Source organism: Sphingopyxis sp. (assembly GCF_019459305.1).
Taxonomy (GTDB): domain Bacteria; phylum Pseudomonadota; class Alphaproteobacteria; order Sphingomonadales; family Sphingomonadaceae; genus Sphingopyxis.
Genome location: NZ_JAIBES010000004.1, coordinates 1 through 13542, shown reverse-complemented (window position 1 = coordinate 13542; position 13542 = coordinate 1). Strand labels below are relative to the sequence as shown.

Here is a 13542-nt window from a genome sequence, read left to right as displayed (position 1 = left end):
TGAGAGGGGGGGGGGCGGGTCCGGCTTTTTTTTGGGCGGCGCCTGGGTTGGCGGGCGACTCCCCGCCCCCCCCACGCATCGACCTTGTCCGCCGCTGCGCCATCGAGCGGGTCGAGCGCGCCGCGCGGTGCCAGCGCAGTGTCGATGGCGCGGCGGCGGTCGGCGGGGGTGGGCCAGCGCGCCTTCATAGCGTCGCGCGCGGTGTAGAGCGCCGACGCCAGCGCGCCGAGGCGGGCAGGGAGCAGCGCTTCGATGCGTTGGCGGACGGCTTTCGCCAGCCCCGCTGATGCGCCGCCGGTGCCGATGGCGATAGTGACGGGGGCGCGGTCGACGATCGCGGGGGTGGTGAAATCGCAGAGTTCAGGGCGGTCGACGACGTTGACGAGCAGGCCGCGGTCGCGGAGGGCGGTGGCGGCGATGCGCGCTTCTGCCTCATCGTCGATCGCGATGAAGGCGATGGTAGCGCCTCGTTCCCATGCCTGGACGATCCGCCCGCCTGCGCGCTCGATCAGGCGGCCCTTGGCATCGGCAGCCTCCCCTTCCCCGACCAGCACGACGGTGCGGCCGGTGAGGTTCAGGAAGATAGGGAGTTGGTGCATGGGAAGATCCTAGCAGAAATGCGGCTAAAATCCTCCCCGCTTGCGGGGAGGTGGCAGGCCGGAGGCCTGCGGCGGACCCCTACGCTGCCTCGCTTGAGGACGCGATCCCCCCCCCACCACCTTTCGGGCGGCCCCACTCGCCGTTTCGGGGAGGGTCTAGTCAATCCAGTCCGGAACGCGTTCGGCAGCCATGATCGTGCTGGCGGCGATGCGGTCGGCGACCTTGATGTAGCGATCGCCGTCGACGAGCACCTCGGGGACGAGGCTGCGGCTGTTGTAGGTCGAGGCCATCGTCGCCCCATAGGCGCCCGCGGTGCGGAACACCGCGAGGTCGCCGGCCTCGACCTTGTCGGTGACGCGGTCGCGCGCGAAGGTGTCGCCGGTTTCGCACACCGGGCCGACGATCGACGCAGTCATCTTTTCGCCGCTCGGCTGGACCGCAACGAAGTCGTGGTAAGCGTCGTACAGCGCCGGGCGCGCGAGGTCGTTCATCGCGGCATCGACAATGACGAACGGGTTGGTCGCGCCGGGCTTGACCCACAGCACTTCGGTTAGCAGCACCCCGGTGTTACCCGCGATGACGCGGCCGGGTTCGAACATCAGCGTGACGTCCCAATCCTTCGTCACGCGCGCGACCATGGCGCCATAATCGGCCATGCTGGGCGGATTGTCGCCCGGCTTGTACGACACGCCAAGACCGCCGCCGAGATCGACATGGGTGATGCTGTGACCCGCGGCGCGGAGATCGGCGACGAGGCGGCCGACGCGGGTGAACGCAGATTCGAGCGGGTCGAGGCTGGTCAGCTGGCTGCCGATATGCACCGCAATGCCGCGCATCTGGAGCCCGGGGAGCGCGGCGAGACGGTCGAACATCGCTGGCGCGACGTCGATGCCGACGCCGAACTTGTTGTCGGCCTTGCCGGTCGAAATCTTGGCGTGGGTGCCCGCGTCGACGTCGGGATTGACGCGCAGCACCGCGCGCGCGGTCATTTCCTTCGCCAGCGCGATTTCGGCGAGCGCGATGCCTTCGGGTTCATGTTCGATGTTGAACTGGCCGATGCCGCGGTCAAGCCCCTGCGCCAGCTCGGCGCGGGTCTTTCCGACGCCCGAGAAGACGATGTCCTCGGGCGCCATGCCCGCCGCAAGCGCGCGTTCGAGCTCGCCGCCCGACACGACGTCGGCGCCATAGCCCTGCCGCGCCAGCACACGCAGCACGCCGAGGTTGGGGTTGCTCTTGATCGCAAAGGCAAGGTGCTTGCGCGGCACGTCCTTCAACCCGTCACGAAATTCCTGCGCGTGGCGTTCGAGCATCGCGCGCGAATAGACATAGACGGGGGTGCCGACTTCTTCGGCGATACGGGGCAGCGGAATGTCTTCGGCGTGAAGGACGCCGTCACGAAGTGCAAATTGATCCATTATTTTAGTCCTGAAGCTCAGCCCGGAGGCGGCAAGTCGAAATCATCGGGTTCGCGTTGTTCGGACCGTTTGAGAAGGTCGTCGCTGCGCGCGGGCCGGGCCTGCGCGTCGGGCGTCGTAAGCTCCTCTGTAGTCGGGGCGCGGGGCGCGCCGACGGGAACGACCGCGGCGGGCTGACCCGCCACCGGCTTCAGATCTTCCTTGCTACCACACGCGCCAAGCAGCGCGGTAGCAACGAGCGTTGTTATGATGAGGCGCTTGGTCGCCATCAATTCGTTCCTTCCAGCGCGGCGCGGGCCGCAGCGATCGCCTGCCTTACCCGTTCGGGGGCGGTGCCGCCATAGCTGGTGCGACTGGCGACCGATGCCTCGACGGTGAGCGCCGCAAGCACCTCGGATGTTACCGCGGGGTGGATTGCGGCGGCATCGGCGGCGGGCAATGCCGACAGCTCGACGCCCAATTCCTCGGCGCGCTTGACGCAGGCGCCGACGACATGGTGTGCCTCGCGGAACGGCAGCCCGTTTTCGCGCACCAGCCAGTCGGCGAGGTCGGTCGCGGTCGAATAGCCCGACGCGGCGAGCGCGCGCATGCGGTCGGTGCGGAAGGCCAGCGTTTCGACCATGCCGGTCATCGCGGCGAGCGACAGCGCCAGCGCGTCGAAGGCGCCGAACACGGTTTCCTTGTCGTCCTGCAGATCCTTCGAATAGGTCAGCGGAAGGCCTTTGACGATCACCGCGAGCCGCTGAAAGGCGCCGAGCAACAGTCCCGCACGCCCCCGCACCAGTTCGGCTGCGTCGGGGTTGCGCTTTTGCGGCATGATCGAGCTGCCGGTCGACCAGGCGTCGGGCAGGCTGATGAAACCGAAGGGCTGGCTGGCCCAGATGACGATTTCTTCGGCGAGGCGCGACAGGTGGATCGCGGCGATCGAGGCGGAGGCACAAAATTCGAGCGCGAAATCGCGGTCGGACACGGCGTCGATGCTGTTCGCCATCGGGCGGTCGAAACCCAACGCGCCAGCAGTCGCGGCGCGGTCGATCGGAAAGCCGGTCCCCGCGAGCGCGGCGGCGCCGAGCGGCGATTCGTTGAGGCGGCGGCGCGCATCGGCGAAGCGGCTGCGGTCGCGGCCGAGCATTTCGACATAGGCGAGCAGATGATGGCCGAGCGTCACCGGCTGCGCGACTTGCAGGTGTGTGAAGCCGGGCATGATGCTTTCCGCATGTTCGTCGGCGCGCGCGAGCATCGCGGCTTGCATCGCGGCGAGCCCGGCGTCGATGCGCTCGCACGCGGCGCGCGTCCACAGGCGGAAGTCGGTCGCGACCTGGTCGTTGCGCGAGCGCGCGGTGTGGAGGCGTCCCGCGGCGTCGCCGACGATCTCTTTCAGACGCGATTCGACGGTCATATGGATGTCTTCGAGCGCGAGGTCGACGGGGACGCCGTTCGCGGCGAATTCTTCGGCGATCTGGGCGAGGCCGCGTTCGATCTGGACCGCGTCGTCGGCGCCGATGATTCCGGCGGCGCCGAGCATCGCGGCATGCGCGCGGCTGGCGGCGATATCTTCTTCCCACAGGCGCTTGTCGATCGGGATCGAGGCATTAATCTCTTGCATGATCGCGGCGGGACCGCCACCGAAGCGGCCACCCCACATGCTGCTCTTGTCCGGAGTATCCGTCATTCGCCGCGTCCCAAACCTGTATCTAGCGATCCTCGCCGTCCTGCTGACCGGATCAATCGCGGGCTGCGATAGGGAAAAGGCGGGCGGCGGGCAACCCGCAGACGGCCAAGCAAATATTTCGGCGGGCCAAGCGAAGGGCGTCGGCCAGTTCGAATATGTGATCGACCGCAGCCACAAGGGTGAAGCGGCGCCGACCGCGGCCTTCACCGGCCCTGACGACGCGGCGGTGACGCTGGCGGCATTTCGCGGGCGTCCGCTGCTGGTCAATCTGTGGGCGACCTGGTGCGCGCCGTGTGTTGCGGAGATGCCGACGCTCGATGCCTTGGCGGCCAAAAGCGGCGGGGCGACGACGGTGATCGCGGTGGCGCAGGATCTGCAGGGCGCCGAGGTGGTTGATCCGTGGTTTCAAAAGGCGGGGTTCAAGGCCTTGCTACCCTATCTCGATCCTGAAAACGGCTTGCTCGATGCCGCGAACAGCGCGTTGCCGACGAGCATCTTTTACGACGCTGAGGGGCGCGAGCTGTGGCGTGTCATCGGCGCGATCGACTGGCAGGGCAAGGAAGCGCAGGCGTTGCTGGCGGAGGCGAACTGATCCTCACTGTCGCCTAGCGATGGGGAGGTGGAAGCGCGACGCGCTGACGGAGGGGCCTTGGCGCACCCGTCCCGGCTCCTTCGCTGCCAGCTAGCCTCGAAGCCTGTCGGTTAGCCTGAACATCATGGACGAGCGCGAGGATGTTCCCTGGCGCGACCAATATATCGTCGGCCGGGGCTGGGAAGCGGGCGAGCGCGCGGCCAATCCCCCCACCATCGCCCGCCGCCCGACGCCGTCCAGCGGCGAAATGCACCTCCGCTGCGCCGTCACCTGAGCGCCGAGGCGCACGACATCGCCGACCATGTTGCGCAGCCGCACCCCGTTCCCCGCGTCCGCGCGGGCGCCATTGCCGCGCTGGCGGCGGTGACGAAGGGCGAGGGCAGGGCGGCGGTGCTGGAGCGGGGGATGCGGGATCGCGATGCGCGGGTCAGGGATGATTGCGGACGGTGGCTGACGCCATAGATTACGAACGAGAGCGGCAATCACTAAACTTGGGTCGAAAGCCAATCGTTGAACAGGTCCAAACGATGAGACCAAAATACTTTCACATTCTCGTCGAGCAATCGCGGTACATCGCTCATTTTTATAACGCCGTGGAGTAACGCGGCAGGCTGCACAAAATTTCCCCAATTTTCCGCCTCCTCTGCGTCTACGCGTCCTCCGCGTCCCCGCGCGAAAACCCCTTTCCCACATTATCCCGCCATGCGAGCCTTGCGGTCTGGCTCTTTGACTCGTCCGAACCCCCTGCTCCACCGCGCGCCAAACATCGCGGCCGCGCGCGACCTTGCGATCTTTCCTGCCCCCGCCGCGCTGGGCGACCTTGGCGACCTTGGCCCATAACTGGCCGCTAACCCCTTGTTTCCGAAGGCGATTCGGTGACAAGTTTGACAACGTCCGAGCGCGCCCCTGCCGACCGGTCCGCTCCCTGCTGACAGCGCGCATTTCCCCTGCTAACGCGCCCGCATGACCACGCCCATGTCCCACATCCGTAACTTCTCCATCATCGCGCATATCGATCATGGCAAATCGACGCTCGCCGACCGGTTGATCCAGTTCACTGGCGGGCTGACCGCGCGCGAAATGTCGGCGCAGGTGCTCGACAATATGGACATCGAAAAAGAGCGCGGGATCACCATCAAGGCGCAGACGGTGCGCCTGAAATACAAAGCGCATGATGGCGAAACCTATGAGCTCAACCTGATGGACACCCCGGGCCATGTCGACTTCGCCTAAGAAGTGTCGCGGTCCTTGGCGCCCTGCGACGGCGCGTTGCTGGTCGTCGACGCGGCGCAGGGCGTCGAGGCGCAGACGCTGGCCAACGTCTATCAGTCGATCGAACACGACCATGAAATCGTGCCGGTGATCAACAAGATCGACCTGCCCGCCGCCGACGTCGACAAGGTGAAAGCCGAGATCGAGGATATCATCGGGCTGCCTGCCGACAACGCCGTGCTCGCCTCGGCGAAATCGGGGATCGGGATCGAGGAAGCGCTCGAGGCGATCGTCACGCGCATCCCGCCGCCCAAGGGCGACGCCAATGCGCCGCTGACCGCGATGCTCGTCGACAGCTGGTACGACCCCTATCTCGGCGTCGTCATCCTGATCCGCGTCATCGACGGGGTGTTGAAAAAAGGCCAGCAGATCAAGTTCATGCAGGCGGGTACCACCCACCTGATCGACCGCGTCGGCTGTTTCACGCCCAAGATCGAGCAGCTTGCCGAGCTTGGCCCCGGCGAAATCGGCTTCATCACCGCGCAGATCAAGGACGTCGCGCAGGCGCGCGTCGGCGACACCGTGACCGACGCCAAGCGCCCCGCGGCGGCGGCGCTGCCGGGATTCAAGGAAGTCCAGCCGGTCGTGTTCTGCGGCATGTTCCCGACCGACGCGAACGACTTCGAGAAACTGCGCGAGAGCATCCAGAAGCTGCGCCTTAACGACGCTTCGTTCAGCTTCGAGATGGAGAGCAGCGCGGCGCTTGGCTTCGGCTTCCGCTGCGGCTTCCTCGGCCTGCTCCACCTCGAGATCATCCAGGAGCGGCTGACCCGCGAATATGACCTCGACCTGATCACCACCGCGCCGTCGGTGGTGTACAAGCTGAAGCTCGGCCACACGAAGAATGAGGCGGCAAAGGAGATCGAGCTCCACAATCCCGCCGACATGCCCGACCCGAACCGCATCGACGAGATCGAGGAGCCGTGGATCGAGGCGGTGATTTATGTCCCCGATGAATATCTCGGTTCGATCCTGAAGCTGTGCCAGGACCGCCGGGGGGTGCAGAAGAACCTGACCTATGTTGGCGGCCGCGCGCAGATCACCTATGAACTGCCGCTCAACGAAGTCGTGTTCGATTTCTACGACCGGCTGAAAAGCATCAGCCGCGGTTATGCGTCGTTCGACTATCACCAGATCGGTCACCGCCCCGGCGACCTCGTCAAGATGAGCATCCTCGTCAACAACGAGCCGGTCGACGCGCTGTCGATGATCGTCCACCGCGGCACCGCCGAAACCCGCGGCCGCGGCATGTGCGAGCGGCTCAAAGACCTGATCCCGCGCCACATGTTCAAGATCCCGATCCAGGCCGCGATCGGCGGCAAGGTGATCGCCCGCGAAACCATCGCCGCGCTGCGCAAGGATGTGACCGCCAAATGTTACGGCGGCGACGCGACCCGCAAGAAAAAGCTGCTCGAAAAGCAGAAAGAGGGCAAAAAGCGGATGCGCGAATATGGCAATGTGAACATCCCGCAGGAAGCGTTCATCGCTGCGCTGCGGATGGGCGACGACGCCTGATTGGGCTGGGCAAAAGAGCGGTTGTCGGGTCGGCGCTGCTCCTGGCCGCCTGCGCCGCGGCCGCAACCGGACCGGTGAATGGAGAACGGGCGGTGAACGACAAGCCGATCATGACCTGGCCCGACCTGCTGACCCGCGCCAAACCGATCGCCGATGCGACCGTCCGCTATGGCGAGGACGCGTTGCAGATCGTCGATGTGTGGGTGCCAAAGGGGACGGGACCGTACCCCGCAGTGATCATGATCCACGGCGGCTGCTGGCAGACCGCCGTCGCCGAACGCGACATCATGAACTGGATCGCGGACGACCTGCGCGCCCACGGAGTCGGCGTGTGGAACATCGAATATCGCGGCGCCGACCGCGGCGGCGGGATGCCGGGAACCTATGAAGATGTCGCTCGCGCTGCAGATCTGTTCGTTACCGAGGGCGCAAAGCACGGCTTCGACACCAGCGGTATCCGGATCGCGATCGGCCATAGCGCGGGCGGGCATCTGGCGTTGTGGCTGGCGCGGCGCCTCGCGCTGGCCGCGGACGATGCGCTGCGTGGCGCTGATCCGATCCACGTCGATCTCGCGATCAGCCAGGGCGGCCTGCCCGACCTGCGCGCGGGCGCGGCGAGCTTCGGCCATGCCTGCGGCGCCGACGCCCCCGCCGCAATGGCGCGCGGCGACTATGCCCGCACCTCGCCCCCCGAAATGCCGCTCGGCACCTCCCGCGAGGTCCAGTTCAACAACGACCGCGACCATGTGACCCCGCCTGCAACCGGTGCCGCCTACAGTGCCGCGATGGCCAAACGCGGCGTGACGGTGCCGATGGAGGTGACCCCGGGTGAGGGCCATGTCGAACTGATCGCGCCCGACAGCGCCAGCTGGGCGAAGCAGCGCGGCGCGATCCTGGCAGCGCTGGGGCGATCGGTCGCCGCGCCTGCATCTCGATAACGATCCGCACTGGACGGGATTTGCCAGCCGGGCGTGCGGTGCTTATCATAGCCCGACTGGGAGGCTGCGATGACCGCGACGGACGGACAGGCGCCACGGCGAGCAAAGGCGATAGCGGACATCGCGGTGCATAGCGCGCTGAACGACGGCACGATCATATGCTTGCGCACCATCACCCCCGACGACGAGCAGTTGCTGCGCGACGGGATTGCGCAATTGTCCGCAGAGTCGCGCTATCTGCGCTTTTTCTCGCCGGTGGCAGTATTGCCCGACGCGGTGATCGAGCGACTGGTCGATGTCGACGGCCACGACCATATCGCGTGGGGCGCCATCTGCACCGAGTGCGAAGGGCAACCGGCGATCGGCGCGGTCCATGCGGTGCGTTATGACGACGGCGGCCGCGCGGGCGAGTTTTCAGTCGCAGTGGTTGACGAATTTCAGGGGCAAGGGCTGGCGCGGATGATGACCGCGGCGCTGCTCGTCCACTGTCTGTCGGAGGGGCTGGCGGTGCTCGACGTACACATATTGTCGGAAAATGCTGCCGCGAAACGACTGATCAAATCGCTTAATGCCGAATGGACCGGAGAGTCGGCCGGGGTGGCCGAATATCGGCTCGACGTGGCGGCAGGGTTGGCAGCTCTCCGCGCTGATACCGAAGCGCCCGGGGTGCAGGATGTCCTGCGCGCGCTCGACGGCGATGCGGCAGGCTCAGCCTAGTCCCTCCCGCCGCCGGGGGTCGCTACCGGCGCCGGGAGGGTAGGCCGTGGTGCAAGAACGCCAAAACGCTCCGTCCACACCGCCCCATAGCGGCGATAGGATTACAAAGTGGTGACGGGCGTCACACGCGGCGCGAAACGCTGAAAAAACTGGCGCACACGACAAAGGGCGCCGGAACCAGGTTCCAGCGCCCTTCACCCTGCCTGTTTAGGGAAGGCAGTATTATTTTTGCGTGTCGCCGACGCCGGATTCCGACGGAGCGATCTCGCCGTTATCGTCCATGGCGTTGGCTTTTTCTTCGCCCATTTCTTCGACGACGTCAGCCTTGTTTTCCATGGCTTCCTTGGCCGGACCTTCGGGCATGGCGTCGGCCTGATCGTCGATCACGTCAGCCTGAGCTTCAGCCTGATCTTCGACCTTGTCGGCGGCGGGGCTCTGGCAAGCGCCGAGCGCGAGGGCCGAAGTGGCGGCGAGGGTAATGAACATCTTACGCATATTGAGTGACTCCCAAAGTTGACTCCGGGGCTTAACGCGGGGTGAACAATAGGGTTGCAACGAAAACGTCAAATTGCGGAAATGGGTTGGAATTTTGGGGGTTCGCGCGCTGATTGCGCTTGCTGCGTGCAAAAAAAGAGGACGCCGAAGCGCCCTCTTTGGTTTGATCTTCGCGCAACCGCGTTCAGAAGCGCTGTTGGCGCTCGTAAAGGTCACGATAGTGCTGGATACGCGTCACGCGCAGCCCGGGCATGCCGCTGCGATCGATCGAACGCTGCCAGCTGGCAAATTCCTCGAGCGTCAGGCTGTAGCGTTCGCACGCTTCGTCGACGCTGAGCAGGCCGCCATTGACCGCCGCGACAACCTCTGCCTTGCGGCGCACGACCCAGCGCGTTGTCGACGGCGGCGGCAACGAATCGATCGTCAGGGGTTCGCCGAGCGGACCGATGACCTGAGCGGGCCGGATTTTCTGATTCTCGATCATATTCATTCCATAGTTTCTACGTCGGGGGGGATTTGGTCCGACGCATTTGTCTCTAAATCAGAGGGACTCAACATCGGCTGAAATCCTCTGGTAAACAGGCTGTTCATAGTTTCCGGCAAGGCGTTCACACCGTCCGACAGATCGAAGAAGCGAACGATATGCGGCGCATTTTGTTCCGACGGACGGCGCGATCCACCAAGCATTTTCCGCAGCGCGTTAAGGGTTGCGGCGTGCGCCCGGCGAGTCGCGTCCGCTTGCAACAGCCGGACGGTCGGCTGCGCCGCCTGCCGCGCACTGGACACGGCCAGAATGATGTCAAAGCCGGGCTTCGACAGCTTGGCCGCACCGGCAAGGCGCGGAAATTCGGACGGGGCGATGTTCATGACGCTGGTCTAGCGCCGACCGCCTAAGGTCACGTAAATGCCTATTTCATGCCTTGTTAGCGAAGCTTAACCCGCGTCAATATCTTGACAGTGATGGCGGAAAAGCTGGCATTTTCGGCGTCTCGTCCCTAGATGGCGCGCATCATGGCGACGATGATTTCTCCTGCCGGGCTTGCTCAGGCCGACTTCCAGCTGGCGATGCCGATGAAAGATCGGCGAATCGTGGTCGCGATGTCGGGCGGAGTCGACTCGAGCGTCGTCGCCGCGCTCGCCGCGCGATCGGGCGCCGAAGTCATCGGCGTGACACTTCAACTTTACGACCATGGCGCCAAGGCAAAGCGCGTTGGCGCCTGCTGCGCGGGGCAAGACATCAATGACGCGCGCGCGGTCGCCGACCGGCTGGGGTTTGCGCATCATGTCTATGACCATGAAAGCCGGTTTCGCGACACGGTGATCGACCAGTTCGCCGACGAATATCTGAACGGACGGACGCCGATCCCGTGCGTGCGTTGCAACATGGGGGTGAAGTTTACCGACCTGTTTGCGCTGGCCAAGGAGCTTGGAGCCGACTGCCTTGCGACCGGCCACTATGTCCGTCGCATGATGGGACCGAACGGTGCCGAACTCCACCGCGCGGTCGATCCGGCGCGCGATCAGAGCTATTTCCTGTTTGCGACCACGCAGGACCAGCTCGACTTCCTGCGTTTCCCGCTAGGCGGCATGGAGAAGCGCGTCGTGCGCGAGATCGCGCGCGAACTGGGGCTGGGTGTTGCTGCGAAACCCGACAGCCAGGACATCTGCTTCGTCCCGGACGGCGATTATGCAACACTGGTGCGCAAGCTGCGTCCCGAGGCCGATGATCAGGGCGATATCGTCCATGTCGATGGCACGGTGCTAGGCGCGCACAAGGGATTGATCCATTATACTGTCGGCCAGCGGCGCGGGATCGAGATCGGCGGTCAGGCGGAACCGCTGTATGTCGTGCGACTCGACGCGCCCGCAAAACAGGTGATCGTCGGGCCGCGCCGCGCGCTGGCAGTGGCGAGCGCGCGGCTGGGCGATGCGAACTGGCTGGGCGCGGTTGACGGCCGCGAGGTGCTCGCCAAGGTACGCAGCATGGCACGGCCGGTGGCGGCGCGCGTTGACGGCGAGCGGCTGATCTTTAACGATGCTGAATATGGCGTCGCGCCGGGGCAGGCGGCGGTGCTTTATGATGCGGAGGATGAAAGCCGCGTGCTCGGCGGCGGCTGGATCGATGAGACCTTTGCCGCCGACGCTGGATAAGCCGGTGCAACCATTGACATTCCTCCCTGTTGGTTCAGCTTGGACAATATCAAAGGGGAGACAATGATGACCAACTGGATTTGGCGCGGCGCGGTGCTGTTATGGGCCGCCTTTTTTGCGATCGTCGGTTTGCGGGGGCTCATCGATCCGACGAGCTATTCCGAGACCTTCAATTTTTCCATCACCGGGGTCGCGATCAATACGCTGCGCGCTGATCTATCGGCTTTCTTCCTCGTCGCGTCGGGTGCAGCGGTGATCGGGGCGCTGGTCCCAAGCTGGGTACGCGCCTTGCTGGTCCCGGCGGCACTATTTGGCAGCGCGTTTGTCGGGCGTTTGATTGGAGCCGCGATGGGTGATCCAACCAATTGGGGCATCATCCAGGCGATGATCGTCGAGGCGCTGACTGTCGTGCTGATGCTCGCCAGCTGGTGGGCGTTGTCGCGGCACACGGCGGTTCAGGAACCCGCTGTACATGTCGGCGGACCGGAGAATATTGCGGGATAGAGCACCGCTAAGGGCTCTCCCGAACGGCGCCGTTCTTGCCTTTTTAGTCTTTTCGTGAGCACATGCGCGCCGGGTCGCTTCTTTTTCCTTTAGTGGTGGAGGGGGCGTATGACATCGGACGACGACAAGCGGGCACCTTCGGACAGACGGTCGACGGATCGGCGCGTCACCGACGATCCCGGCTATAGGGGACCGGAGCGTCGCAAGGACGAACGACGCACAGGCAAGGATCGCCGGTCACCCGACGGGGCGTGACCAGCAGGAGATTTTCGTTGGCTGAGCCGAACGTACCGCGTCTGAGCATCGACATCGTGTCTGACGTGATGTGTCCATGGTGCATCATTGGCTGGCTGAAATTTCGAACCGTGATGACGCATTTCGAAGGTCGGTTGGATTTCCGCGTCCAGTGGCATCCGTTCGAACTCAACCCCGGCATGCCGCCCGAGGGCGAGGATGCCGCGCAGCATGTGATGCGCAAATATGGCATCACCGCCGAACAGAGCCGAGCCAACAGCGGCAAGATGGCGGGTGTCGCCGCAGACCTCGGCTTTGTCTTTAACCGCGGCCCCGATTTCCGGATGCGCAACAGTTTCGACGCCCACCGCCTGCTGACGTGGGCGGGTGCGCTGGAGGAGCCCGAGCAGGAGGGTGCGACCGGCGTGCAGTCCGCGCTGAAGCTGGCGCTGTTTGCAGCGCATTTCACCGATAATCGCGATGTCAGCGACCATGTCGTGCTGGCCGACGTTGCAGCCTCAGTCGGCCTAGACCGTGCCCGCGCCGAGGCGATTCTGACGTCGGGCGATTTCGGCGAGATGGTGCGCACCGAACAGGCCTACTGGGCCGATCAGAATATCACCGGCGTCCCTGCCTTCATCCTGGACGGCCGGATGCTGATCCCCGGCGCCCAGGATCCCGAGGTGTTCGTTCGTGTCATCGAGAACAAGGTGCTCGCCGCCGCCGCTTGATAGGCAGGACGACCGCCAGATCACTGTTCCGCGGCGTCGTCCTTCACCAGCGGCAATTCCTCGCGCATCGGCGCGGCGAGACGCGTGGCCGCCGCGAGCGTCAGGAGACGGTCCATCGGCTCAGCCTGGCCCCGCGGCCGCGGTTTGGGAAGCAGCCGCGGCTTTCGGGCGGCTCGTCGGTGCGCGGGATCGAACGCCGCCGCCGGGCGTATCAGCCACGTACTTCGCGGGCTGTTCCGCAAGGCGGCAAGGAGAATGACAATGGCTGAGCATGACCATAGTGCGATCAAGGAACATATGAACATCATCGGCGCCGACGGCGTTCATGTCGGCACCGTCGATCATCTGGACGGCGAACGCATCAAGATGGCGAAGAGCGACAGCGTCGACGGCAAGCATCATTACCTCCCCGCCGGTCTCGTCGCGACCGTAGAAGGCGACACGATCCGCCTTTCGGCGACCGGTGCGACCGCGGTCGACCTGTTCGAAGAGGCCGAATAGCCCCGCACGATCATCCAGCGCCGGTTGCGCCAAGGCGCGCACCGGCGCGGGGGGGGGGGGGGGGGGGGGGGGGGGGGGGGGGGGGGGGGGGGGGGGGGGGGGGTGTGGTGGGGGGGGGGGGGGGGGGGGGCGTGGGGCGGGGGGGGGGGGGGGGGGGGGGGGGGGGGGGGGGGGGGGGGGGGGGGGGGGGGGGGGGGGGGGGGGG

General features: G+C 65.4%; 15 protein-coding genes and 1 pseudogene. 9 read left to right on the top strand and 7 right to left on the bottom strand.

Annotated elements, in window-relative coordinates; genetic code table 11:
* The 4 genes from K0M74_RS00310 to argH form a co-directional block, all read right to left on the bottom strand.
* Window positions 1–599, bottom strand: a 599-nt coding sequence (locus K0M74_RS00310; protein WP_293966824.1) for a bifunctional precorrin-2 dehydrogenase/sirohydrochlorin ferrochelatase, incomplete at its 3' end; no start/stop codon positions are given.
* Between the two features lie 156 nt (window positions 600–755).
* Window positions 756–2015 carry a diaminopimelate decarboxylase gene (gene lysA, locus K0M74_RS00305; RefSeq protein WP_293966823.1) on the bottom strand — a complete coding sequence of 420 codons (1260 nt, stop codon included), beginning with the start codon at window positions 2013–2015 and terminating at the stop codon, window positions 756–758.
* A 17-nt stretch (window positions 2016–2032) separates the two neighbouring features.
* Window positions 2033–2284: a hypothetical protein gene (locus tag K0M74_RS00300; protein WP_088442410.1), complete on the bottom strand. Its 252-nt coding sequence runs from the start codon at window positions 2282–2284 to the stop codon at window positions 2033–2035.
* On the bottom strand, window positions 2284–3687 hold the full coding sequence (argH, locus tag K0M74_RS00295) for an argininosuccinate lyase (protein WP_293966822.1): 1404 nt from the start codon (window positions 3685–3687) through the stop codon (window positions 2284–2286). Before argH ends, K0M74_RS00300 begins: the two co-directional genes overlap by 1 nt.
* On the opposite strand from argH, the gene K0M74_RS00290 reads away from it, so the two are divergent.
* The 5 genes and pseudogenes from K0M74_RS00290 to K0M74_RS00270 all read left to right on the top strand — a co-directional run bounded on the left by K0M74_RS00290 (window position 3659) and on the right by K0M74_RS00270 (window position 8721).
* On the top strand, window positions 3659–4279 hold the full coding sequence (locus tag K0M74_RS00290; RefSeq protein WP_293966821.1) for a TlpA disulfide reductase family protein: 621 nt from the start codon (window positions 3659–3661) through the stop codon (window positions 4277–4279). The two genes, argH and K0M74_RS00290, sit on opposite strands and share 29 nt — an antisense overlap.
* A gap of 124 nt (window positions 4280–4403) precedes the next feature.
* Window positions 4404–4553, top strand: coding sequence for a hypothetical protein (locus K0M74_RS00285; protein WP_293966820.1), 150 nt, complete (start codon window positions 4404–4406; stop codon window positions 4551–4553).
* A gap of 689 nt (window positions 4554–5242) precedes the next feature.
* A pseudogene (gene lepA, locus K0M74_RS00280) lies at window positions 5243–7066 on the top strand (translation elongation factor 4).
* A gap of 92 nt (window positions 7067–7158) precedes the next feature.
* On the top strand, window positions 7159–8004 hold the full coding sequence (locus tag K0M74_RS00275; RefSeq protein WP_293966819.1) for an alpha/beta hydrolase: 846 nt from the start codon (window positions 7159–7161) through the stop codon (window positions 8002–8004).
* Between the two features lie 69 nt (window positions 8005–8073).
* Window positions 8074–8721, top strand: coding sequence for a GNAT family N-acetyltransferase (locus K0M74_RS00270; protein WP_293966818.1), 648 nt, complete (start codon window positions 8074–8076; stop codon window positions 8719–8721).
* Window positions 8722–8943: 222 nt separating this feature from the next.
* Here the strand turns inward: K0M74_RS00270 and K0M74_RS00265 are convergent, their stop codons facing one another.
* The 3 genes from K0M74_RS00265 to K0M74_RS00255 all read right to left on the bottom strand — a co-directional run bounded on the left by K0M74_RS00265 (window position 8944) and on the right by K0M74_RS00255 (window position 10083).
* Entirely contained in the window at window positions 8944–9216 is a 273-nt protein-coding gene (locus K0M74_RS00265; protein WP_293966817.1) for a hypothetical protein, read from the bottom strand.
* A 184-nt stretch (window positions 9217–9400) separates the two neighbouring features.
* The gene (locus tag K0M74_RS00260; protein ID WP_088442398.1) at window positions 9401–9700 is read right to left on the bottom strand and encodes a DUF1153 domain-containing protein; all 300 of its coding nucleotides are present in this window, start codon (window positions 9698–9700) and stop codon (window positions 9401–9403) included.
* A gap of 2 nt (window positions 9701–9702) precedes the next feature.
* Entirely contained in the window at window positions 9703–10083 is a 381-nt protein-coding gene (locus tag K0M74_RS00255; RefSeq protein ID WP_293966816.1) for a hypothetical protein, read from the bottom strand.
* Window positions 10084–10215: 132 nt separating this feature from the next.
* Between K0M74_RS00255 and mnmA the strand changes: the two genes are divergently transcribed.
* The 4 genes from mnmA to K0M74_RS00235 all read left to right on the top strand — a co-directional run bounded on the left by mnmA (window position 10216) and on the right by K0M74_RS00235 (window position 13337).
* Entirely contained in the window at window positions 10216–11367 is a 1152-nt protein-coding gene (mnmA, locus tag K0M74_RS00250; protein WP_293966815.1) for a tRNA 2-thiouridine(34) synthase MnmA, read from the top strand.
* Between the two features lie 66 nt (window positions 11368–11433).
* Window positions 11434–11871: a hypothetical protein gene (locus K0M74_RS00245; RefSeq protein WP_293966814.1), complete on the top strand. Its 438-nt coding sequence runs from the start codon at window positions 11434–11436 to the stop codon at window positions 11869–11871.
* A 272-nt stretch (window positions 11872–12143) separates the two neighbouring features.
* A complete protein-coding gene (locus tag K0M74_RS00240; protein ID WP_293966813.1) occupies window positions 12144–12836 on the top strand; it encodes a DsbA family oxidoreductase in 693 nt (230 codons plus the stop codon).
* Between the two features lie 261 nt (window positions 12837–13097).
* Complete coding sequence (locus K0M74_RS00235; RefSeq protein ID WP_293966812.1) at window positions 13098–13337, top strand: DUF2171 domain-containing protein; 240 nt, start codon at window positions 13098–13100, stop codon at window positions 13335–13337.
* Window positions 13338–13542 lie beyond the last annotated feature (205 nt).

What these genes read in the sequence shown, in the direction of transcription:
- K0M74_RS00265 (WP_293966817.1), bottom strand. Translation starts at nt 9,216, where the DNA reads ATGCGTAAGATGTTCATTACCCTCGCCGCCACTTCGGCCCTCGCGCTC.
- K0M74_RS00300 (WP_088442410.1), bottom strand. Translation starts at nt 2,284, where the DNA reads ATGGCGACCAAGCGCCTCATCATAACAACGCTCGTTGCTACCGCGCTG.
- argH (WP_293966822.1), bottom strand. Translation starts at nt 3,687, where the DNA reads ATGACGGATACTCCGGACAAGAGCAGCATGTGGGGTGGCCGCTTCGGT.
- K0M74_RS00245 (WP_293966814.1), top strand. Translation starts at nt 11,434, where the DNA reads ATGACCAACTGGATTTGGCGCGGCGCGGTGCTGTTATGGGCCGCCTTT.
- K0M74_RS00270 (WP_293966818.1), top strand. Translation starts at nt 8,074, where the DNA reads ATGACCGCGACGGACGGACAGGCGCCACGGCGAGCAAAGGCGATAGCG.
- lysA (WP_293966823.1), bottom strand. Translation starts at nt 2,015, where the DNA reads ATGGATCAATTTGCACTTCGTGACGGCGTCCTTCACGCCGAAGACATT.
- mnmA (WP_293966815.1), top strand. Translation starts at nt 10,216, where the DNA reads ATGGCGCGCATCATGGCGACGATGATTTCTCCTGCCGGGCTTGCTCAG.
- K0M74_RS00260 (WP_088442398.1), bottom strand. Translation starts at nt 9,700, where the DNA reads ATGATCGAGAATCAGAAAATCCGGCCCGCTCAGGTCATCGGTCCGCTC.
- K0M74_RS00255 (WP_293966816.1), bottom strand. Translation starts at nt 10,083, where the DNA reads ATGAACATCGCCCCGTCCGAATTTCCGCGCCTTGCCGGTGCGGCCAAG.
- K0M74_RS00285 (WP_293966820.1), top strand. Translation starts at nt 4,404, where the DNA reads ATGGACGAGCGCGAGGATGTTCCCTGGCGCGACCAATATATCGTCGGC.
- K0M74_RS00235 (WP_293966812.1), top strand. Translation starts at nt 13,098, where the DNA reads ATGGCTGAGCATGACCATAGTGCGATCAAGGAACATATGAACATCATC.
- K0M74_RS00290 (WP_293966821.1), top strand. Translation starts at nt 3,659, where the DNA reads ATGCTGCTCTTGTCCGGAGTATCCGTCATTCGCCGCGTCCCAAACCTG.